Source organism: Sphingomonas sp. P2_B6 (assembly GCF_056404755.1).
In genome coordinates this window covers 85171-104990 of sequence record NZ_JBFUDK010000016.1, presented here as the reverse complement: position 1 = coordinate 104990, position 19820 = coordinate 85171, and the positions used below count along the sequence as shown (strand labels likewise).

Here is a 19820-nt window from a genome sequence, read left to right as displayed (position 1 = left end):
GGATGGTGGATGTGAGAAGGCGGTTACACTTTAATCTCCCTCTCCCCTTGTGGGAGAGGGAAGGGGCCCATCGCTCTTGCGATGGGAAGGGTGAGGGGGACACGCGTAGTTGCGGTTTCGAACCTCACTCCCCCTCATCCGGCGCTTCGCGCCACCAGTTTTGGTCGTCCGGCGGGCCGAAATGCCCCCCGGGCATTTCTAAACCATGCTGGGGGCATGGTTTACCCGTCGGTCGCCCAAAACTCCCACAGGGGGAGAAGGGTTTTAGGCTTTCGCCTGGATGCTAGCTCTCGCCATCATCGGGTGGGTGTTGCTGGCGCTTGGGGCGATCGGCACCTTGTACATGATCGCAGGCACGATCGTGTTCCGACGCTTCATGGCGTCGCAAGCAACACCGCCGCTTCGCACCGACGCCGTAACCCTGCTCAAACCACTCCACGGCGCCGAACCCCGCCTCCTCGAAAACCTGGCAAGCTTCCTCACCCAGGATCATGCCGGCCCGATCCAGCTTCTCTGCGGCGTCCAGCGCGCCGACGATCCGGCCATCGCCGTGATCGAGGCCCTGCGCGCCCGCTACCCGCATATCGCCATCGACCTCGTAATCGATCCCGCGAGCCACGGCGCCAATCGCAAGGTCTCGAACCTCATCAACATGATGACGAAGGCCCGACACCCGATCCTCGTGCTGAGCGACAGCGACATGGTCGCGGCGCCCGATTATCTCGCGCGCGTCCTGGCCGCGCTCGACGCGCCCGATGTCGGCGCCATGACCAGCCTTTATCATGGGCGGGGCGATGCCGGCTTCTGGTCGCGGCTCGGCGCGGCGGGGCTCAGCTATCAGTTCCTGCCGGGCGCCGTGTTCGGCGTCGCGCTCGGTCTCGCGCGGCCGTGCATGGGGTCGACCATCGCGATCCGGCGCGACACGCTCGACCGGATCGGCGGGTTCGAACGCTTCGCCGACGTGCTGGCCGATGATTATGCGATCGGCGAAGCGGTCCATGCGCTCGGACAAAAGGTGGCGGTGCCGCCGATGCTGGTCACCCACGCCTCGGCCGAGCGTGGCTTCGCCGAGCTGTGGCGGCACGAGCTGCGCTGGGGCGCGACCGTGCGGGGTGTCGTGCCGGGCGCCTATATCGGCTCGGTGATCGGCATGCCGTTTCCGCTCGCCCTGGTCGGCGCGGCGCTCGTGCCGGCACATATCGCCGGTCTGGCGATCGCCCTCGCAGCGCTCGTCGTTCGCGCCATCGTCGTGCTGTCAGTCGACCGCCGGACCGGTGCACGCGCCGCACCTTTATGGCTTCTGCCGCTACGCGATTGCCTCACCTTCGCGATATTCGTCGCAAGCTTCTTCGCCGCATCGGTTGATTGGCGCGGACAACGGCTTAGAATGGAGAATGACGGCCGCGTTTCGGCTGATCCGGAGATTCCCGCATGATGCGTACGCTGTTCCTTCAGGCTCCCTCGTTCGACGGTTACGACGGGGGCGCCGGCGCGCGCTATCAGATGAAGCGCGAGGTGAAGTCCTTCTGGTACCCGACCTGGCTGGCCCAGCCGGCGGCGATGGTCGAGGGGTCGAAGCTGATCGACGCGCCGGCGCACGACCAAAGCTGGGACGACATCAAGCATGAGTTCGATGACCGCGACCTCGTCATCCTCCACACCTCGACGCCGAGCTTCGGCCAGGACATCCGCACCGCCGCGCTGATCAAGCAGCATAATCCGAACATCCTGATCGGATTCGTCGGCGCCAAGGTCGCGGTCGAGCCCGACAAGAGCCTTGCCGCGACGCCCCATGTCGATTTCGTCGCGCGCGAGGAATATGATTTCACCATCCTCGAGATCGCCCAGGGCAACCCGCTCGCCACCGTCGACGGCATCACCTGGCGCGCGCCCGACGGCGCGTTCGTGCGCAACAGGGATCGCGCGATCATCGAGGACATGGACGTCCTCCCGATGGTCTCGCCGGTCTACAAGCGCGATCTCAAGATCGAGAAATATTTCGGCGGCTATCTGCTCCACCCCTATGTCAGCTTCTACACCGGACGCGGCTGCAAGAGCCGCTGCACCTTCTGCCTGTGGCCGCAGACGATCAGCGGCCATAATTACCGCTTCCGCTCGGTCCCCAAGGTGATCGAGGAAGTGCAGTACATCCTGGAGAATATCCCCGAGACCAAGGAGATCTTCTTCGACGACGACACGCTGACCGACAATCACGCACGCGTCGAGGAACTGGCGATCGCGCTCGGCAAGCTCGGTTTCGGCAAGAAGGGGTTCCCGGTGTCGTGGAGCTGCAACGCCAAGGCCAACGTGCCGAAAAAGACGCTCGAGATACTCAAGGCCAATGGCCTGCGCCTGCTGCTGGTCGGCTATGAGAGCGGCAACCAGCAGATCCTGCACAATATCAAGAAGGGCCTGCGCGTCGATGTGGCGAAGCAGTTCACCAAGGACTGCCACGAGCTCGGTATCGTCATCCACGGCACCTTCATCCTCGGTCTGCCGGGCGAGACCGAGGAGACGATCGAGGAGACGATCAACTACGCCAAGGAGATCGATCCGCATACCATCCAGGTGTCGCTCGCGGCGCCCTATCCGGGCACCTTCCTGTACAAGCAGGCAACCGAGAATGGCTGGTTCGACAACAGCAACGATCTGCTGACCGACGGCGGCAACCAGATCGCGCAGCTCAGCTATCCGCATTTGCCGGCGAGCGTGATCTTCGACAAGGTCGAGGAATTCTACAAACGCTTCTATTTCCGCCCGTCCAAGATCTGGTCGATCGTGTCGGAAATGCTGCGCGACTGGGACATGATGAAGCGCCGCCTGCGCGAGGGTGTCGAGTTTTTCGACTTCCTGCGGCGGCGTAAAGAGGCGGCGTGAGGCGGACTTGCTCTCAATTGGCGTCATGCTGAACTCGTTTCAGCATCCAACCTGCCACCAGCGAGATGCCCTGTGGGGCACATTGGGTCCTGAAACGAGTTGGAGATTGTACCCCTCCGATATGTTTGCTTCCCCGGCGAAGGCCGGGGTCCAGTTGGGGGAGTCCTGGAATGGTCGCTCCGGCCGTTCCGCTCTGCCTCCCCACTGGACCCCGGCCTCCGCCGGGGAAGAAAAATATACGTCTCGACGGGGTAACTCCCAAACGAGTTCAGGGTGACGCAGCGTAAGGAAGGGAGGCGCACGACAACGAAGCGCCTCATTGTCACCTCCGACGATTTCGGCGCCGCCGTCGCGGTCAACGAAGCCGTCGAACAGGCCCATCGCGGCGGCATCCTGACCGCCGCGAGCCTGATGGTCTCGGGTGACGCCGCCGCTGACGCGGTCGAGCGTGCCAGGGCGATGCCGAAGCTCGGGGTCGGGCTGCATGTCGTGCTGGTGGAGGGGCGACCGACGCTTCCGCCCGAGAAGCTATCCGAACTGGTTGATGAGACCGGGCATTTTCACACCGATATGGTTTGCGCGGGCATTGCGATCTTCGCCAGTCCGACCGCACGGCGCCAGCTGCTCGCCGAGGTGGAGGCGCAGTTCGCTGCCTTCGCCGCGACCGGCCTGCCGCTCGACCATGTCAACGCGCACAAGCATTTCCACCTTCATCCAACGATTGCCTCCGCCATCCTCAAGGTCGGCAGGCGCTACGGCATGAAGGCGGTCCGCGCCCCGATCGAGCCACGCGACATATTGGCCCGGATCGAACCGGGCAGCCGCGGCATCGACGTCGCCCGCCTCTGGGCACTGCTCGTCCGCAAGCGGATGCGCGCGGCGGGCATGGCGGTGCCGGATCAGGTGTTCGGCCTCGCCTGGTCCGGTGCGATGGATGCGGCGCGCGTGCGCGGGCTGATCGCCCATCTCCCCGACGGGCTGACCGAGATCTACACCCACCCCGCCACCGACGATCATTACCCCTCCCACACACCGGGTTACGCCTATCGGGCCGAACTCGCCGCGCTGATCGACCCCCTTGCGCGCGAGGCGATCTCGCGCGACAGGATCGCACTGGGGGGCTTCACCGACTTCGCTTGAGACTTTCGCCATGAACATTGCCAACGGCTTCAGCCACTTCGCCCAGCCCGAGCCGGTTCCCGACGGCCCGATCCGGCTCGGCAGCCGCGAACATCGCGCCCTGTTCTGCCAGACCATGCTCGACACGCACGATCCCTATCGACCTGCGCTGATCGACTGGCCGAAGCTCGAACCCGAGACGCGCGACAAGATCGTCTCGCTGCCGATCTGGGACATCGCCGTCGCGACCGAGGGCCGCGCCGGCATGAACGTGAAGACCTTCGGCGAAGCGATCGGCGATCCGCTCCTGAAAGCCGCGGTCGACATGAACGGCTTCGAGGAGAGCCGCCACAAGATCGTGCTCGCCGACATGGTCCAGGCGTACGGCATCGTCCTGGCGCCTGAGCCTGACTACAAGCGCCCGCGCGATCCCGAATTCGCCTTCATGCGCACCGGCTATTCGGAATGCATCGACAGCTTTTTCGGCTTCGGCTTGTTCAAGCTCGCCAAGGATTCGGGCTTCTTTCCCGAGGAACTGGTCGATACGTTCGAGCCGGTGATGCGCGAGGAAGGGCGGCACATCCTGTTCTTCGTCAACTGGGTCGCCTGGTGGCGGCGCAACATGCCGTGGTGGCGCCGCCCGTTGTTCGAGGCGAAGGTCCTCATCGTCTGGATGTTCCTGATCGGCGAGCGGATCAGCATGGCCAAGGGCATGGGCGACGACAACACCAAGGCGCAGGAGAATAATTTCACGCTCAACGGCTCGAAGGAGCTTGGCGTCGAAGTGACTTTTCCCGAGCTCGCCCGGATTTGCCTTGCCGAGAATGACCGGCGTCTGGCACCCTATGACCCGCGGCTGATCCGGCCGCGTTTCGTGCCGGCGATGATGCGTCTTGCATTGCGGTTCGCGGGTGGGCGCAAGGGAGAGTCCGCCTGAACAATGTCGCTCGCGCGGGCATGCTGCTCGCGACCCTGGCAGGGCTGATCGCCGCGATCTGGGTCTTTGGCTCGATCGGGTTCGGTAGCGTGCTGGCTGCCGCGGGACGGATCGGGGTCGATGGATTCCTGATCTTCTGCGCCTTTTCCATCGCCACCTTCGGTATCCTCGGTGCCGCCTGGCTGGCGGCGGCGCCGGGGGAGTCGCTCGACCGGATCGGCCTGTTCGCCTGGGCGCGCGCGGTGCGGGAGGCGGTGTCGGACCTGCTGCCCTTCTCGCAGATCGGTGGCATCGTCGTCGGCACCAGGACTCTGACGACGGCGGGCATCCCTGCCTCGCGCGTCTATGCGTCCTTCGTGGTCGACATGACGACGGAGATGGGCGCGCAGCTCGTCTTCACCCTGTTCGGCCTGGCGATGATGGTCACCCTGTTCGCGGCGGGCGGCCAGGCGGCGGCGCTCCGCCCGCTCATCCTGGGCGGTACGGGCGTGATGGCCGCGGTGATGGTGATGTTCTTCTTCGCGCAACGCCCCGCGCTCGGCCTGGCGGGGCGGGTCGCCCAGCATTTCCTCCCTGGATCGGTCGTCGCCATGACGGGCATCACTGACCGGTTGCGCGACACCTATGCGCAACCCGGCCGCGTGGCTCTGGCGTTCGCGCTCAACCTTGCCGGCTGGGTCGCCAGCGCAGTCGGCGGCTGGGTGGTGCTGCGCATGATGGGGGCGGACATCTCGATCTGGTCGGCACTGTCGATCGAAAGCCTGATCTTCACGCTCAGGAGCGTGGCCTTCGCCGTCCCGGGCGCGATCGGCGTGCAGGAAGCGGCCTATGCCCTGGCCGCGCCGCTGTTCGGCCTCGCGCCGGAAACGGCGCTGGCCCTGTCGCTCGCCAAGCGCGCGCGCGACCTCGCGATCGGACTGCCGACCCTGATCGTCTGGCAAATCGGCGAGGCGCGGGCCGTGGTGCTGGTATCGCGCAAGGGATAGCGATTCGGGCGTTCCAGACCAACCGCACCGGGACGGGATCTCCGCCGATGCGCAAGAACCAGGGATTTGTGCTGGCGCACCCGACAGGATTCGAACCTGTGRCCTCTGCCTTCGGAGGGCAGCGCTCTATCCAGCTGAGCTACGGGTGCCTGGACGCTGGCGCCTAGCAAAGCGCGGGCGCGCGCGCCAGCCGTTTTGCGCGGGGCGCTATTTCTTGATCAGCTTGACCGGCTGGAACGCGCCCAGGCCACAGGTCGGGCCCCGCATGCCGGATGAGGGGCGGAGGACGGTGATCGTGTCGACCGAGCAGAGTTCGCCGGTATGCGTCTCATAGCCGAAGGTCTCGTCGAAACCGAGGCCAGGGCAGCCATGGGGCAGGGTGTTGCGGTAAACTTGGCCGCCATTCATCTCGAAATCGATCACGGAGTCGCTGCGCACATGAGTCGCGCGGATACGGCTGGTGGTGACGCAATGCTGCGGCTTGCCCGTCGGAGTCGCCTCCGGGACGCGGTCGCGATCCCTGGCCGCACCGGGGGCGGCGAGAGCAACAATGGTCAGGGCGATCAGGATCGTGCGCATCGGATCAGGCCTCCATGGTCGCGGCGCGCTTCGGCGCCGGCGTCTTCGGCTTATAGGCGCACAGATCCGCGACCACACAGCGCCAGCATTCGGGGGTGCGCGCGTTGCACACATAGCGGCCGTGCAGGATCAGCCAGTGATGCGCATGGAGGCGGAAGGGCTGGGGCACGACCTTCTCCAGCTGAAGCTCGACCGCCAGCGGCGTCTTGCCCCGCGCCAGGCCGGTGCGGTTGCCGACGCGGAAGATATGCGTGTCGACCGCGAAGGTCTCCGCGCCGAACGCGGTGTTCATCACCACGTTCGCCGTCTTGCGCCCGACGCCCGGCAGCGTCTCCAGCGCGTCGCGGTCCGCCGGCACCGCGCCGCCATAGTCCGCGATCAGTTTCTCGGAGAGAGCGATGACGTTCTTCGCCTTGGTGTTGAACAGGCCGATCGTCTTGATGTGCTGCTTCAGCGCCTCTTCGCCCAGCGCGACCATCTTTGCCGGCGTGTCGACCTCGGCGAACAGCCGGCGCGTGGCCTTGTTGACGCCGATATCGGTCGCCTGGGCGGACAGCGCGACCGCGACGAGCAGGGTATAGGGATTGGTGTAGTCGAGTTCGGTCTCGGGATGCGGATTGTCCGCCGCCAGCCGCGCGAAGAACTCGACGACATCCGCCTTTTTCAAAGACCCAGCCCCTTCAAAGACCCAGCACCTCGGCCATCTGATAGCGCCCGGCGGGCTGGTCGACGAGCCACAGCGCCGCGGTGATCGCGCCCTTGGCGAAGATCGTGCGGTCCTCGGCGCGGTGGCCGATCTCGACGCGCTCGCCGGTCCCGGCGAAGATCACCTGATGGTCGCCCGCGACCGATCCGCCGCGCACTGAGGCGAAGCCGATCGTTCCTTCCGCGCGCGCGCCGACCAGGCCGGCCCGGTCGGTCACCTTTGCCTCGGCCAGTGTGATGCCGCGCCCCGCCGCCGCCGCCTCGCCGAGCAGCAGGGCCGTGCCGGACGGCGCGTCGACCTTGTGGCGATGATGCGTCTCGACGATCTCGATGTCCCAGTCGGGGCCGAGCCGGGCCGCGGCCTCGCGCACCAGCCGCGCGATCAGCGTGACGCCGAGCGAGACGGTGCCCGTCTGCAGCACCGCGACCCGCTGTGCCGCCTCGTCGATCATCGCGTGATGCGAAGGCTGGAGGCCGGTGGTGCCGACCAGGATCGGCGTGCCCGTCGCGACCGCGGCGGCGAGATTCGCCTCGAGCGCCGAGGGCGCGGAGAAATCGACCAGCACCTCGCACCCTTTGGCGAGCGTCGACGGATCGCCGCCGGCATCGATTCCGCCGGAGATCGTCGCGCCGAGATCGGGCGCGACCCGGGCCAGCGCCTGGCCCATGCGCCCCGCGCTGCCGATGATGCCGATGGTGGTCATGACCCTCTTCCCGCGCCTGATGATTTCCGGCGTCCTTGCCACAGATCGACCGCACTGGGACAGGGTGGCCGGCAAATTTACTCGGCCGCCGCGATCCCCGTCGCGACCAGCTCCCTGCGCGCCGCGTCGAACGCTTTCCGGAAGTGCGGCTCCGCCATCAGCCGCTCCGCGATCAGCAGGCCGAGCATCTGCCCCGCGCTCACATCGCTGCGGAAATGCTGGCCGCAGACGATGCGGCTCTGGCCGTAGCGCGCGGCACGGGCGAGGATCGGTCCGGCCTTTTCGGGCACCAGTCGCGCCAGTGTTTCGCCCATGGAAAAGGCCATGGAGCTGTGTCCGCTCGGATAGCTCGACAGCGGATCGTCGTTGCGCTTGCAGCTCTTCAGCGCCGGATCGACGCTATAAGGCCGCGGCCGTCTGAATTCGTCCTTGCCGCGATCGACCGTCGCCTTCTCGGTCGCACGCACCATGTCGAGCAGGGCGCTGGTCGCGGGCAGCTTCGCCAGGTCGAAGCCGGGGCCGAGCGCCGCGGCGAAGATCGATCCGTTCTTGGTATCGCCGTCGCTACGGGCATCGGCTTCGTCGGCCGGCGACCGCGCCGATTCGATCGCGCGGAGCTCCGCCAGTTCGGCCAGTGCCTGCGGGCTGCCGGCGACGGGCGGCGGCGGCAGCACGCGGACCGGATCGAGATCGCCGAGCAGGGCCGGCGCCTTGTCGGCGGCGGGGGCCGCGGCGGCAAGCGCCGCCACGGCCAGGAGCATCAGCTTCATCAGAAGGTCAGCGTGATGTCGCCGGTATAGGACCGTCCCGTCTGGTAGAAATACTGGTCGAACGGTGCGGTCTTGCCCGTATTGATATTGGTCACCCGCTGCGAATCGAACAGGTTGTTGACCTCGAAGCCGACCCGCACCGGGCCGATATCGTAGCGTGCGGACAGGATCGCGCTGTTATACCCGTTGCTGCGATAGCTGTTGTACACCGGAAGCGCGGTGGCGATGTTGGCGTTGGTCACGGCCGACGGATCGGCGAACCATTGCCGGCCGGTATATTTGTCGATCAGCGAGAAGCGGATCGGCCCGTTCTTGTAGAGAATGCCGGCGGCCGCGGTCCATTCGGGCGCATTGGCGACCTGGAGCTTGGGGCCGCTGGCATTGTCGGTCTTGGCATAGTTGCGCGACCCGTTGGCGAAGACGGCGATGCCGTGCGGCAGGGCATAGGTGACCTGGCCTTCGATGCCCTTGTACTGGACGGCGCCCTGGTTGACCCAGATCACGCCGTCGCTGGCGACCGGCGCGTTGATCGACGCGAACTTGTTGGTGAAGTCGATCTTGTAGACATCGGCATCGATCGAAAGATTGCCGCCGTGATAGACGACGCCGGCCTGATAGTTGGTCGAGCGCTCGGGCTCGACGGTCGAGAGCGCGGGATTGGCGACATAGAGCACGCCCAGCGACGGGGCGAGGAAGCCGCGCGCATATTGGGCATAGACCGCCAGCCGATCGCTGACCGCATAGTTGATCGTGGCGAAGGGCAGGTTGGCGCTATAGGTGTCGCTCAGCTTTTGCGGGATGCGGGTCGTCTGGTTGTACAGCGCATCGATCCGGCGGTTGAAATCGACATGCTTGAAGCCCGGGGTGATCTTCAGCCCTTCGATCGGGCGCAGCTCCAGCTCGACGAATTCCTCGGTGTGGTTGGTGTGGCTGTTCTGGTCGAACTTGATGTTCTGCGGGGTAGTCAGGCCCGAAACCGGATCGATGACCTTCTTCTCGACATAGTTCGGCGCGCCGGTCACCAGGTTGACGTCGCGTTGCTGGCGATAGGTGTTGGACCATTCGATCCACGCGCCCGCGGTGATCGCGCCGAAGCCGAAGTCGATCCGCGTCTTGGCGATGTCGCCGAACATCCGGTACTTGTTGGTCTTGGTATAGCCCGGCACGCCGGGGGCGGTCGTGGCCACGCCATTGACCGGCGTATAGACATTGGCCTTGGCGATGTCCGCGGCGCTTGCGGTCGCGAACAGGGTCACGTCGTTCCCGCTCAGCGTCTCGTTGTCATAGCTGTAGGTATAGGCGCGGTTCTCGAAGATCGAATTGGGCGCGATGGTCGCCTCGAACTTCACCACCTCGAAATCGGTCGTCTTGTGGGTGTGGTTGTAGCCGTAATAGGTCTGCGAATTGGGGTCGTCGTTCAGGCTGAAATTCTTGCCGTATTTCGCGACCTGCGACAACGTCGCGCCGTCCTTGTCGGGCTGGTTGAAGGTATTTTCGTTATAGGTGGCGAGGATCGTCAGCTTCGCGTCGGGGCCGATCGGGATCATCACCTTGCCGAAGACGTTGTTCGACCGGAACGGGCTGAAGGTGCGCGCGCCGTCCGACCCGATATGCTGGCCGCTCAGGACGATCTCGGTGCCGCCGAGCTTGTCGATCGCGCCGCTCTGCGCGACGCCGCGCAGCATCCAGGTGTTGTAGCTGCCAAAGCTGCCCTTGGCCTCGATGCTGGCATCCTCGCGCGTCGCGCGGGAGAACAGGTTGATGTTGCCGCCGAATGTCGCCTGGCCGAGCTGGCTGGCATTGCCGGGGCCGCGATCGACGATCAGCGTCTCGATCGTGTTCGACGGGAAGAAGGTGTTCGAATGGTGCGTCGGATCATTGGTGTCGCCGAACGGCACGCCGTCATAGGTGACGTTATATTCGCCGTCCTGGAAACCGCGGATCTGCGCCTTGGACTCGGACAGGCCCGGGCCGTTGGCATTGCCATAGCCCGAGACGCTGGGGGAGATCAGCGCGATCTGGTTGAAGTCGGAGCTCGCGGGCAGCGAATCCTCGATGAACGAGCGCGAGATCACCGATTGCGGCTGGGTGGTCTGCAGCGAGGCGGTAACCGGCGCGATCTCGTTCGCGCGGGTCGCCGTCACGACAATGTCGGAGCCTTCGGCCAGGTCGGTCTTCGGCTTCTGGTCGGCCGGCGTCTCGTCGGCGGGCGTCGCTGCTGGAGCGGTTTCCGCATGAGCGGCGGTGGAGAGAATCGAAAGCGCAAGCATGCTCACGCCGAGCAGCAGCCGCTGCGGCTTCGTGGAGGTCGACATTGATCTGGTTTTCCCTGACGCCGCCGATCGGCGCGGGGCTGGCCTATGGAGGCAGTGTGACTCTTTTGCTGCGATAACGTTGCGGATCCGTGTCAAATCGCAACATGACAAAGTTTCAATGTTTGTGTCAGGAATCTCGGAATGCGGAACATCATCCGCCCGTCCGGCAGCCGGACGAAAAAAGGGGCCGGCCGATGAACGGCCGGCCCCCGGGGAAGCGCGCCATGCTGCGACGGATCAGAAGCGTCCGCGCAGGCCCAGCATGACCTGGCGGCCCGGGTTGAAATCCGAAAAGGTCGCGTTTTCGAACTGGAAATAGCTGCGCTGACGTTCCTTGAAGATGTTCTGGACGTCGAAGGTCAGCTCCGGCAGCCGCTTGTTGCCGAAGATCTCCCCGAGATCGAGCGAGCTGCCGAAATCCCATTGCTGATATTTGTCGCTGTACAGCGCCGCGGCGGGGATGCCGTTCTGGTTCGTGCCGGAGGAGACGAAGCCGTCGGTGAAGGTGGTCGACAGCCGCGCCGAGATGCCGCCGCGCTCATAATAGGCGGTGATATTATAGGTCGTCGGCGCAATGCCCGTCGCGATCGCCGGCGCCGCGCCCGATCCCTTCTGGTCGATCAGCGTGATATTCGCGCTGAAGCCGAAGCCGTTGAGCCCGAGATAGCGGCCGAGCAGGAAATCGAGCGGCTGCACCCAATTGCCCTCCAGGCCCTTGACCGTCAGCACGCCGCTGGCGTTGACCTGCTGCGTCAGCACCACCGTGGCAGCCCCCGCGCCGCCCCGCGAATTGATCGCGGCTTGCTGGGTCGGCGACAGCGTGTCGAAGGTCACGCCATAAGCGGCCAGCGCGGTAAACGGCACCGTGACGTTGCCGTTGACGGTGAAGCCCGTCACGTCCTTCTGGAAGGCGGCAATGCCGATATAGCCTTCCTGCCCGGTATAATATTCCGCGCCGAAATCGATATTGGTGGAAATGAACGGCTGCAGCGAGGGGTTGCCGACGCTGCCGGTGTCGGCCGACGGGCTGGAGAAGTTGAGGCCGGGCAGCATCGACGATGGGTTGGGCCGGGTCATGGTGCGCGACACCGCCATGCGCAGCACTGCCTTGTCGTCGATATGGAACGCCGTGGTGAAGGACGGCAGCCAGTTCTCGTACTTGGCCTTGGTGTACACGAAGTTCAGGATATTGGGGTAGCAGGATCCGTCGCGCGCATTGCCGGCGCCGGGGCAGGCGGCGGGCAGCGGCCCGGCGCCGTCCGGGTCCTGCGCGTTGCGCGGATCGGAGATGGAGACATAGCCGCCGATCTGCTGGTCGGTCTTCACCCAGCGCAGGCCGGCATTGAAGGTCAGGCGCTCGCCCGCGACCGGCACGTCGCCATTCACTTCGCCATAGAAGCCGAGCGTCTTTTCGCGGACATAGCCGCCGGAGGCGCCGGTGTTCGATCCGGTCGACGGCGGCGACGCATCGTGGAACGCGTCGTAATTGGACGCCTTTTTGAACTTCTCCCAGTCGACCGTGATGAAGCCGAACGAGCCGGGCTGCAGATAGCCCGGCAGCGCGCTGTTCGGGATCAGCGACCCGCCATAGCTGAGCGGGCCGAGCCCGCGCGAGAAGCCGGTGCCGAGCGCGGGATAAGTCGGATATCCTGCCCCCGGTGTCGCCGTGTTGAGACCCTCGCAGGGCGGCTGGGTGTTGGGGCCGGGCACGAACACGCTCGGCCGGTCGCCGCACACCGCGTTCTGGAACGCCTGGGTGTTGTCGGTCGCGCTGATGCTGCGCGAGACATCGTCATAGGCGCTGCCGGCCTTCAGGTTGAGATGCGTGTCGCCCCAGGTCAGGTCGCCGCGCACGCCCTTGGTCTTGGTGGTGCGATATTCGTCCTGGATGTTCACGCGCCCGCCCGGCCAGCCGAACTTGCTCGGATCGTTGAGGTTGATGTTCGACTTGATGTTGGGAATGCCGCCCGCCGTGTTGTCGAATTCGACCGTGACGCCCGAATTGGCGAGCGTGCTGACCAGCACCGTCGGCACCTCGCGGTGGAACTTGCTCCGGGTGTAATTGGCGTTGAGGTTGAATTTCAGCGTGTCGGTCGCTTCCCATTCCACGCCGGGGTTCACGCCCCAATAGCTCGTATCCTCGATGAACGGCCGGTATTCGAGGAAGAATTGCGCGTTGTAATAAGTGCCCTTGGTCACCACGCAGCCGGCCGAACAGTCGCTCCGGTCATAGTGCGTGTTGACCGGGATGACCGCGCCGTTGCGCCCCACCCAGTTCATGTCGATGCGGCGCAGATCGTTGTTCTTCTTGGAATACATGCCGTCGACATAGGCGTGCAGGCTCTCGCCCTTATATTCCAGGCTGCCGATGAAGCTGATCCGGTCCTTGGTGCCGAACTCGGTCACCGGGCGGCCGAGGCGCGGCAGCAGGCCGTTGTCGATCTGCCCGATATTGGCGCCGGGGTTCTGGGCCAGCAGGAAATCCTGGTTGATCACGGTGCCGGCGGCCACGCCGGGGATGCCCGCGTTCGAGGGCACGGAGCCGGGAATGGTGAAGTTGCCGCCGCCGGTGGCGTTGCAGGGCGCGGTGCGGCACTGCGCCGCCGCGATCTGCGCCAGGGTGGGCGTGTTGCCGGCGCCGGCGATGCTCTGCGGCGTGGACAGATTGGGGTTGGTCAGGCCGACCGTCTCGTACCCGTTGACGTTGACCTGGTTGCGCACCCCGGCAAAGCCGACCAGCACGCCGACATCGCCCATCGTCGTGCTGGCGAGCACGGAACCGCGATAGCCCCATTTGCCGCTATTGCTGATATTGGTCGCCTGGCCCGAATAGGTGACGCGGGTGCCTTCGCGATCGAACGGCCGCGCGCTGCGCAGGTTGACGGTGCCGGCGGCACCACCCTCGAGCATGTCGGGCACCGAGCTCTTGTTGACGGTCAGGCTGGTGAACAGCTCGGTCGGGAACACGTCGAGATCGACTTCGCGGTTGGTGCTCTGCGCGCCGTCGCGGCCGGTCGAGGCGACGGCGATCGGCGCGTTGTTGAGCAATACGCGGGTGAAGTTGGTGCCGAGGCCGCGGATCGTGACCTGCAGGCCCTCGCCGGTGATGTCGCGGCTGATCGTCACGCCGGGCACCCGGTTCAGCGATTCGGCGATGTTGGTGTCGGGGAACTTGCCGATATCCTCGGCGAAGATCGCATCCGAAAAGCCGGTTGCGTTCTTCTTTGCCTGAGTCGCGCTCTCCAGGCTGGCGCGATAGCCCTGGACGACGATGTCGGCGCTGGTGTCGTCCTCCTGGCTCACCGTCTGGTCCTGCGCCGCGGGCGGTGACTGCGCCGCCGCTGGTAGCGCGATCATCATCGCCGATAGAGACCCTGCGGCGAGCAGCGTCGTGCGAAGACTATTCTGGCGTTCGTTGGAAATCATCTCACCCCTCCTCGTGCCTCCGCTTCATGTCGGATGGCCGGTCAGCGCCGATGGTAGCGCTATCACGGACTGGTAGTCCGCAGGGCGATTCTTGTCAAGGTAGGACCGGATCGGAACGATATCGCCAAAATGGCTATATCGACCCGGAACGCCGCGATGTCCGCGAGGCGATCACGCCGATCGCAGCGGATCTGGATATTGTTGTGCTTCCCGCCCGAAACAATTGACACTATCAGTGTCAGAAGTCGTCAGCGATATCCGATCCGCCTTTCCCCGGCACCGCCGGCGGAAAGGCGATGGTCGTACGGCATGGTGCCGTCGCGCTGACCCGACGGGAGAGAAAACATGGCCGATGGTTCCACGATTCTGGGTCCCAATCAGCTCGTCACCGGCGTGCGCGGCTGGGCCGGCAGCGAAGTCGTGCTGACCGGGTCGAGCGTGAGCGACGGCGTGACCAGCGCCTTGCTCTATCTCGGCCCGCTCTATCCGACAGACAGCACGGGCATCTGCCTCCTCACCCCCGCGATCCAGGGGCGGGAGGTGACCAGCGCGACCTTCTACGGACCCGACACCTATGTGTTCAATCCGGATCTCGGCAAGGGCCGGGTCCGCGCGGTCGGCAGCTACCAATATGGCGGCGGCAGCGCGCGCAATTGCGGCATGGTCTATCAGGGCACGCCGCAGGGCGATGGCGGCTGGTCGTCGCTCGAGGTGCCGGGCAGCGAGGTCGGCGGACAGACGGTGTGGAACACCATCGCGCACAGCACGATGGGGACTCTGGTGGTCGGCAATTACGACCTGCTCGACGTCCCTCTGTCCGCCAACGCCTTCATCTTCGATATCGCCAGGGGCACGTGGCGGCTGTTCGACTTCCCCGGCTGCACCCTGACCACGGCGTACGGCATCTGGCAGAACGAGATCGGCGGCACGCGCTACACCATCGTCGGCGGCACGCGCGACGGGCGCGGCGTCAACCAGGGCTTCGTCGTCAGCTATGATTCGGTGACGCGCGCGTTCAGCCATTTGAAGCTCTACAGCTATCTCGACCAGCCGCAGCTCGTCACCCATTTCGAAGGGATCGTGGCGACGCCCAAGGGCTTCAACCTTGCGGGCGGCTCGACCGGGTCGCTCGCCCTGTTCGCCTCGATCGAGGTCAATCCCGACGGATCGTTCAGCGAGGCGACCTGGGTGCCCTATGCCTTCCCGGGATCGAGCATCACCACTGGCAACAGCATTTACGACAATGTGCTGATGGGCATTTACGCCGAGTCCGGGGTGTCCGGCGTCCAGAGCTATGTCGTGCCGATCGAGTCATAAGGTCGAAGGCTTCAATCTTAGCTCCATCGCATCGCACGTTGATGAGCCCTGCGCTGGACGCTTTCCCAGATGCAAACGAGATCGCCGCGCTAGTAGAGCGCGTAGATTCCGCTGGCCGACGGCCCGATACCTCTATCGAGCCGCAGCGGCGCACTTGCCTCCAGCTTTTCGACCGTCTGCCCCCGAATCGCACGGTCGAGATTGAACTCGAAGCGATGATCGGAGGGATTCGCGGACACCCCACATCGTGGCGTATCCCAACGCGAGAGTCACGGTTGCGCGGAGCTATTACGGGACACACTATGATGGACCGCCGCCGTGGGCGGCGGCGGTCCAAGGCAGGGTGGGAGTGGGGGCGATGGGCGAGCCGAAGATAGCCAAGCGTGAACTCTACAAAATTTTCCTGGATCGCATGACCGCCGCGATTGCGGCGAACATGCCATTCGAAGCGTCGTGGTATGCTTACGCGATACTCGAAGACCGGCTCGTTTCGATGCTTCGGCAATCGGGGGGCACACTTACCCCGAAGGGAAAACCGATAAGAATGATGGGACCGAAGATCGACGAGCTTCGATCACGAGCGAAGAAGGACGACCTCCTAAAGGCCAACTTTGCGGGCACCGATGGACAGCGGGAGGACTCGGAGCTTTGGAAATGGAAAGACGACCGTGACGCCCTCATGCATGGAATGGCTGCCGGCAATCTTACAATCGACCAAATAGACGCGTTGGTGCTGAAGGTAGCGAGCGAGGGAGCAAAGCTGGCTCGAATGTATGCGGCCGCTGCGGCGCGCCTTAAGAAGCACAGGGGAAAAGCCGTCCCGAAGCCGTGATACGCCACCGCCGCCGAAATAGCAGCCAGCATCAAGCTTGCCGGCGCTATGGCATAACTATTGAGGTGAAGAGCCTGTTCGCCTTGGTCGAAAAGCCGTTTGGCTGAGGATCTGGAAGGGGCGGTCACGGTTTCTCTCGCTGTATCAGCGCTTGCTCGGTCGGCTATCGCGATTCCGATGCAGTCGATATAACGAGGCCATGGAACAGAATGATGTCGAAACCGAGAAGAGAATCAACGCTGAGGCGACTCAGATAATTCGCGACTTGCTCCTGAGTCGAGGGCTCTACGAGAGCGTCGAGATCGAATCTGAGGTGGGAGCGAAAGTTGCCTTATTGCTGCAAAATGATTTGACGACGGGCTTTGATGCGTATTGCACCACCTGCCGCCGCGAGACGATTTTTCGAATTTCACCCAAGACTATAACTGCCGGTGGAACGGGCGGGCGCTATATAAATAACGTTACTGTCCCGAAACTCCGAGCAATACACGCCACCTGCCAACGAAATTGGCAAGTCTATACCTACGTTTTTATTTTTTTGGACAAGACCGTAACGAAGATTGGACAGTCCCCGTCTCTCGCGGACATCGCGTTTGGAGAGCTAAGACTCTTTGACAAATCTCTAGAAGATCAAGATCGTGTCGAGCTTGGAAAAGCTCTCGGGCTATTTGCTCACCGCACTGCGCTTGGAGCGTTCGCATACATGCGGCGTGTTTTCGAACGGATGATAGCAAGAGCGCATGACAGACAGATCGCCGCTGGGGGTCCGATCGCGGGCTTTCCGACCATGCGAATGGATGAGAAGATTGCCGCGCTTAAAAGTGAGCTTCCGGAAAGAGTCGTTCGAAATAGCGCGATATTTTCAGTTCTCAGCCTCGGCCTACACGAACTAACCGAAGAGCAATGCGCGGCCCATTTTCCGGTGATGAAAGCCGTCTTATTTCAGATGCTGGAGCAAGAAGAGCATCGCAGGAAGGCGGCTATAACTGAAGCGCAGACTGACGCAGCGTTAAGTCTAATCCTGTCAAATCCGAAGTGTGACTAGATGATCGCGTCAAATAGCACTACGGTTACTCACCTTACGCCTTATTGCATCTCTGATTTGAATGGAGTAAAGCCCCGAATATCGCCGAGCAGGGATTGAACCTCAGCAAACGACATTGATTTCGTGCTCCATGTCTTTTCGTGAACTATATACTCTTCGTTCTTATTCTTTCCATCGAACGCAGCGTAAAGCTGCTCATTCCCGCTCTCATCGAGATAGGCGACCTTGTGATAGGGGACCTTACCCTCCCCGGTGATGCCGATCCTGACATGTGCGTTGCCGTGCTCCTTCCGGCACGGGGACATAGTGCCGAGCACCGTCGCGACATGGCGCTCAGGCTCAAGCAGGGTATGCCGCACGTCCGCAAGCGTCGCATCGGGTGATATCGGTTCCTTCGTCGCCATTGCGCTCTCCTACTTGTGCTTTTGACGATGATACGAGACGGCGGACGGCGAGATTTCGAACAGCATTGCAATCTCCGCGTTCGTAGAACCGTCGGCAAGCATATCGCTCATGCGCTGGCGACCGGCTTCCGTGAGCTTGCCGTGATTGTCCTTTAAAGAGGGATTTTCGGTGCGCATTTTTTCGAGCGCATCATACAGGCGGTTCCACTTCGTCAACGTGCTCCTGAGATCGTCGCCGATCTCCTCCATTCGCGTGATTATCAGGTTCGGATTCATTGCTCGGCTCTCCTACGATGGGATGAGCGTCTATGAAGGCTGTTGTCGAAATTGTCAACATGATGACGCATTATTGTGGAGCCTCTTGTGCGATCCAGCTGATGCACGAACCGAGTCCAAAAAAGCGCGATTCATCTCTGACACACGACTTCAGAGCCTAGGCGGACGATTCTCACCGCTGCCGATCACCTTGAAATATTGAAGCGCGGCCTCGCCGGAATCCTCGTCCGCGATCTTCTTCGTTGGCCCGCCAATTACTGCTTCTGCTACCTTCTGCGACGCGATGTTCTTCACGCCGATGATTGCCTCAAGGTAAAAATGGACGATGCCGTTTCGGGCCATTCCGGCCGTAAATTCGTCGATCGCGGCTTGGGCGATCGCCTTGCCGAGGCCTCGCTTGCGGAGGTGTTGAGGGACAGCGTAGCCGATCTGATAGACGGGTAGTCCACCCTCATATTCGGCGGGGATGATGATCGCGATTGCGACCACTGAATTGTTCTGCAACCGAGCGTAGGTGATCCGCATCTTGCCGTTTGGCATATCCAGATGGATGAGGATTTCCGGATGAACAGTACCCGGTTGGACCTGCAACATACCGGCCTTTAGCGCAGGCTCGAAGGTCTTGAAGGCGTCCATGGGGTTGACGATCGAAGGCATATTTGGAGCCTCGCACTGTTATGATTCGAGCAGATAGGTAGCGCGTGGGCAAACGCTTTTCCAACATCGTCATCCTGACTGGAGCCGGTATTTCAGCCGAGAGCGGCGTCCCTACATTTCGCTCTAAGTCTGGCATAACCTACTGGGATATATTAGATTCAATGGGCGCTCCGAAAAGCTATCGGGTCGAGGATGTGTGCACGCCCCAGGCGCTCGCGCAGGACCCCGATCTGGTCCACCGTTTCTACGACGCCCGCCGCGCGGCGCTGGCAACGGTCGAGCCCAATGCGGCGCACCGCGCGCTGGCGCGGCTCGATGCCGCATGGCCGGGCGAGCTGCTGATCGTCACGCAGAATGTCGACGATCTGCATGAGCGGGCCGGGGCGACGCGGCTGCTGCACATGCATGGCGAGCTGAACTCGGCGCTCTGCGCTGCCTGTGCGGCACGGACGCCCTGGACCGGCGACATGCCGCCGGGCACGCGCTGCGACACGTGCGGCGCGCCGGTGATGCGGCCCGACATCGTGTTCTTCGGCGAGATGCCGTACGACATGGACCGGATCGAGCGGGCGCTGTCGGATGCCGATCTGTTCGTCTCGATCGGCACCTCGGGCGCGGTCTATCCCGCCGCGGGCTATGTCCAGACCGCGCGCTATCACGGCGCGAAGACGCTGGAGATGAACCTCGAGCCCTCGGCCGGCAGCGGCTATTTCCGCGAGACGCGACTTGGCGCCGCGAGCGAGCTGGTGCCGGCGTGGGTGAAGGAGCTTCTTCATTCCTCCCCAAGCTAGCTTGGGGAGGGGGACCGCCCGCTTCTTCAGCGGGTGGTGGAGGGGTATTGGAGCGAGGCGACGTCTCCGCGCTCAGTGTC

At 63.6% G+C, this 19820-nt stretch carries 19 protein-coding genes and 1 tRNA gene; 9 read left to right on the top strand and 11 right to left on the bottom strand.

Annotated elements, in window-relative coordinates:
- Positions 1–280: 280 nt before the first annotated feature.
- The 5 genes from hpnI (at position 281) to AC1DX5_RS19705 (ending at position 5919) form a co-directional block, all read left to right on the top strand.
- Entirely contained in the window at positions 281–1435 is a 1155-nt protein-coding gene (gene hpnI, locus AC1DX5_RS19725; RefSeq protein ID WP_478016942.1) for a bacteriohopanetetrol glucosamine biosynthesis glycosyltransferase HpnI, read from the top strand.
- Entirely contained in the window at positions 1432–2877 is a 1446-nt protein-coding gene (gene hpnJ, locus AC1DX5_RS19720; RefSeq protein ID WP_465170315.1) for a hopanoid biosynthesis associated radical SAM protein HpnJ, read from the top strand. Before hpnI ends, hpnJ begins: the two co-directional genes overlap by 4 nt.
- Positions 2878–3150: 273 nt before the next feature.
- Complete coding sequence (gene hpnK, locus AC1DX5_RS19715) at positions 3151–4017, top strand: hopanoid biosynthesis-associated protein HpnK (RefSeq protein WP_478016941.1); 867 nt, start codon at positions 3151–3153, stop codon at positions 4015–4017.
- A gap of 10 nt (positions 4018–4027) precedes the next feature.
- Complete coding sequence (locus AC1DX5_RS19710; protein ID WP_478016939.1) at positions 4028–4933, top strand: ferritin-like domain-containing protein; 906 nt, start codon at positions 4028–4030, stop codon at positions 4931–4933.
- 20 nt (positions 4934–4953) lie between these two features.
- Positions 4954–5919, top strand: a complete 966-nt coding sequence (locus AC1DX5_RS19705; RefSeq protein ID WP_465170312.1) for a lysylphosphatidylglycerol synthase domain-containing protein — start codon at positions 4954–4956, stop codon at positions 5917–5919.
- Positions 5920–5991: 72 nt separating this feature from the next.
- On the opposite strand, the gene AC1DX5_RS19700 is transcribed toward AC1DX5_RS19705, so the two are convergent.
- The 7 genes from AC1DX5_RS19700 to AC1DX5_RS19670 all read right to left on the bottom strand — a co-directional run bounded on the left by AC1DX5_RS19700 (position 5992) and on the right by AC1DX5_RS19670 (position 14418).
- Positions 5992–6068: transfer RNA gene (locus AC1DX5_RS19700), tRNA-Arg, on the bottom strand.
- Between the two features lie 58 nt (positions 6069–6126).
- The gene (locus AC1DX5_RS19695; protein ID WP_465174557.1) at positions 6127–6498 is read right to left on the bottom strand and encodes a hypothetical protein; all 372 of its coding nucleotides are present in this window, start codon (positions 6496–6498) and stop codon (positions 6127–6129) included.
- 4 nt (positions 6499–6502) lie between these two features.
- On the bottom strand, positions 6503–7165 hold the full coding sequence (gene nth, locus AC1DX5_RS19690; RefSeq protein ID WP_478016938.1) for an endonuclease III: 663 nt from the start codon (positions 7163–7165) through the stop codon (positions 6503–6505).
- Positions 7166–7178: 13 nt separating this feature from the next.
- Positions 7179–7907 carry a 4-hydroxy-tetrahydrodipicolinate reductase gene (gene dapB, locus AC1DX5_RS19685; protein WP_465170309.1) on the bottom strand — a complete coding sequence of 243 codons (729 nt, stop codon included), beginning with the start codon at positions 7905–7907 and terminating at the stop codon, positions 7179–7181.
- A gap of 77 nt (positions 7908–7984) precedes the next feature.
- Positions 7985–8677, bottom strand: a complete 693-nt coding sequence (locus tag AC1DX5_RS19680) for a phosphatase PAP2 family protein (RefSeq protein WP_478016937.1) — start codon at positions 8675–8677, stop codon at positions 7985–7987.
- On the bottom strand, positions 8677–10992 hold the full coding sequence (locus AC1DX5_RS19675; protein WP_465170307.1) for a TonB-dependent receptor: 2316 nt from the start codon (positions 10990–10992) through the stop codon (positions 8677–8679). The genes AC1DX5_RS19680 and AC1DX5_RS19675 overlap by 1 nt, the downstream gene beginning before the upstream one ends.
- A 237-nt stretch (positions 10993–11229) precedes the next feature.
- Complete coding sequence (locus AC1DX5_RS19670) at positions 11230–14418, bottom strand: TonB-dependent receptor (RefSeq protein WP_478016936.1); 3189 nt, start codon at positions 14416–14418, stop codon at positions 11230–11232.
- 345 nt (positions 14419–14763) lie between these two features.
- On the opposite strand from AC1DX5_RS19670, the gene AC1DX5_RS19665 reads away from it, so the two are divergent.
- Complete coding sequence (locus AC1DX5_RS19665) at positions 14764–15735, top strand: hypothetical protein (protein ID WP_478016934.1); 972 nt, start codon at positions 14764–14766, stop codon at positions 15733–15735.
- 89 nt (positions 15736–15824) lie between these two features.
- On the opposite strand, the gene AC1DX5_RS19660 is transcribed toward AC1DX5_RS19665, so the two are convergent.
- Entirely contained in the window at positions 15825–15974 is a 150-nt protein-coding gene (locus AC1DX5_RS19660) for a hypothetical protein (protein ID WP_478016932.1), read from the bottom strand.
- A 119-nt stretch (positions 15975–16093) separates the two neighbouring features.
- Here AC1DX5_RS19660 and AC1DX5_RS19655 point away from each other — a divergent pair, with 119 nt between their 5' ends.
- Together AC1DX5_RS19655 and AC1DX5_RS19650 are read left to right on the top strand one after the other, a co-directional pair.
- Positions 16094–16567: a hypothetical protein gene (locus AC1DX5_RS19655; RefSeq protein WP_478016930.1), complete on the top strand. Its 474-nt coding sequence runs from the start codon at positions 16094–16096 to the stop codon at positions 16565–16567.
- A 199-nt stretch (positions 16568–16766) separates the two neighbouring features.
- Positions 16767–17612 carry an acyl-CoA dehydrogenase family protein gene (locus AC1DX5_RS19650; RefSeq protein WP_478016928.1) on the top strand — a complete coding sequence of 282 codons (846 nt, stop codon included), beginning with the start codon at positions 16767–16769 and terminating at the stop codon, positions 17610–17612.
- A 41-nt stretch (positions 17613–17653) separates the two neighbouring features.
- Here AC1DX5_RS19650 and AC1DX5_RS19645 read toward each other — a convergent pair whose 3' ends face one another.
- From AC1DX5_RS19645 to AC1DX5_RS19635, 3 genes are all read right to left on the bottom strand, one after another.
- Positions 17654–18016 (bottom strand): hypothetical protein, encoded by a 363-nt coding sequence (locus AC1DX5_RS19645; RefSeq protein WP_478016926.1) that lies wholly within the window; start codon positions 18014–18016, stop codon positions 17654–17656.
- 9 nt (positions 18017–18025) lie between these two features.
- Positions 18026–18292: a hypothetical protein gene (locus AC1DX5_RS19640; protein ID WP_478016924.1), complete on the bottom strand. Its 267-nt coding sequence runs from the start codon at positions 18290–18292 to the stop codon at positions 18026–18028.
- A 150-nt stretch (positions 18293–18442) separates the two neighbouring features.
- Complete coding sequence (locus tag AC1DX5_RS19635) at positions 18443–18949, bottom strand: GNAT family N-acetyltransferase (protein ID WP_478016922.1); 507 nt, start codon at positions 18947–18949, stop codon at positions 18443–18445.
- A gap of 44 nt (positions 18950–18993) precedes the next feature.
- Here AC1DX5_RS19635 and AC1DX5_RS19630 point away from each other — a divergent pair, with 44 nt between their 5' ends.
- Positions 18994–19740 (top strand): NAD-dependent deacylase, encoded by a 747-nt coding sequence (locus AC1DX5_RS19630; RefSeq protein ID WP_478016920.1) that lies wholly within the window; start codon positions 18994–18996, stop codon positions 19738–19740.
- The last annotated feature ends 80 nt before the right edge of the window (positions 19741–19820 follow it).

What these genes read in the sequence shown, in the direction of transcription:
- dapB (WP_465170309.1), bottom strand. Translation starts at nt 7,907, where the DNA reads ATGACCACCATCGGCATCATCGGCAGCGCGGGGCGCATGGGCCAGGCG.
- AC1DX5_RS19710 (WP_478016939.1), top strand. Translation starts at nt 4,028, where the DNA reads ATGAACATTGCCAACGGCTTCAGCCACTTCGCCCAGCCCGAGCCGGTT.
- AC1DX5_RS19680 (WP_478016937.1), bottom strand. Translation starts at nt 8,677, where the DNA reads ATGAAGCTGATGCTCCTGGCCGTGGCGGCGCTTGCCGCCGCGGCCCCC.
- AC1DX5_RS19645 (WP_478016926.1), bottom strand. Translation starts at nt 18,016, where the DNA reads ATGGCGACGAAGGAACCGATATCACCCGATGCGACGCTTGCGGACGTG.
- hpnI (WP_478016942.1), top strand. Translation starts at nt 281, where the DNA reads ATGCTAGCTCTCGCCATCATCGGGTGGGTGTTGCTGGCGCTTGGGGCG.
- AC1DX5_RS19670 (WP_478016936.1), bottom strand. Translation starts at nt 14,418, where the DNA reads ATGATTTCCAACGAACGCCAGAATAGTCTTCGCACGACGCTGCTCGCC.
- AC1DX5_RS19675 (WP_465170307.1), bottom strand. Translation starts at nt 10,992, where the DNA reads ATGTCGACCTCCACGAAGCCGCAGCGGCTGCTGCTCGGCGTGAGCATG.
- AC1DX5_RS19665 (WP_478016934.1), top strand. Translation starts at nt 14,764, where the DNA reads ATGGCCGATGGTTCCACGATTCTGGGTCCCAATCAGCTCGTCACCGGC.
- AC1DX5_RS19705 (WP_465170312.1), top strand. Translation starts at nt 4,954, where the DNA reads ATGCTGCTCGCGACCCTGGCAGGGCTGATCGCCGCGATCTGGGTCTTT.
- AC1DX5_RS19695 (WP_465174557.1), bottom strand. Translation starts at nt 6,498, where the DNA reads ATGCGCACGATCCTGATCGCCCTGACCATTGTTGCTCTCGCCGCCCCC.
- AC1DX5_RS19640 (WP_478016924.1), bottom strand. Translation starts at nt 18,292, where the DNA reads ATGAATCCGAACCTGATAATCACGCGAATGGAGGAGATCGGCGACGAT.
- AC1DX5_RS19635 (WP_478016922.1), bottom strand. Translation starts at nt 18,949, where the DNA reads ATGCCTTCGATCGTCAACCCCATGGACGCCTTCAAGACCTTCGAGCCT.
- hpnJ (WP_465170315.1), top strand. Translation starts at nt 1,432, where the DNA reads ATGATGCGTACGCTGTTCCTTCAGGCTCCCTCGTTCGACGGTTACGAC.
- AC1DX5_RS19655 (WP_478016930.1), top strand. Translation starts at nt 16,094, where the DNA reads ATGGGCGAGCCGAAGATAGCCAAGCGTGAACTCTACAAAATTTTCCTG.
- AC1DX5_RS19650 (WP_478016928.1), top strand. Translation starts at nt 16,767, where the DNA reads ATGGAACAGAATGATGTCGAAACCGAGAAGAGAATCAACGCTGAGGCG.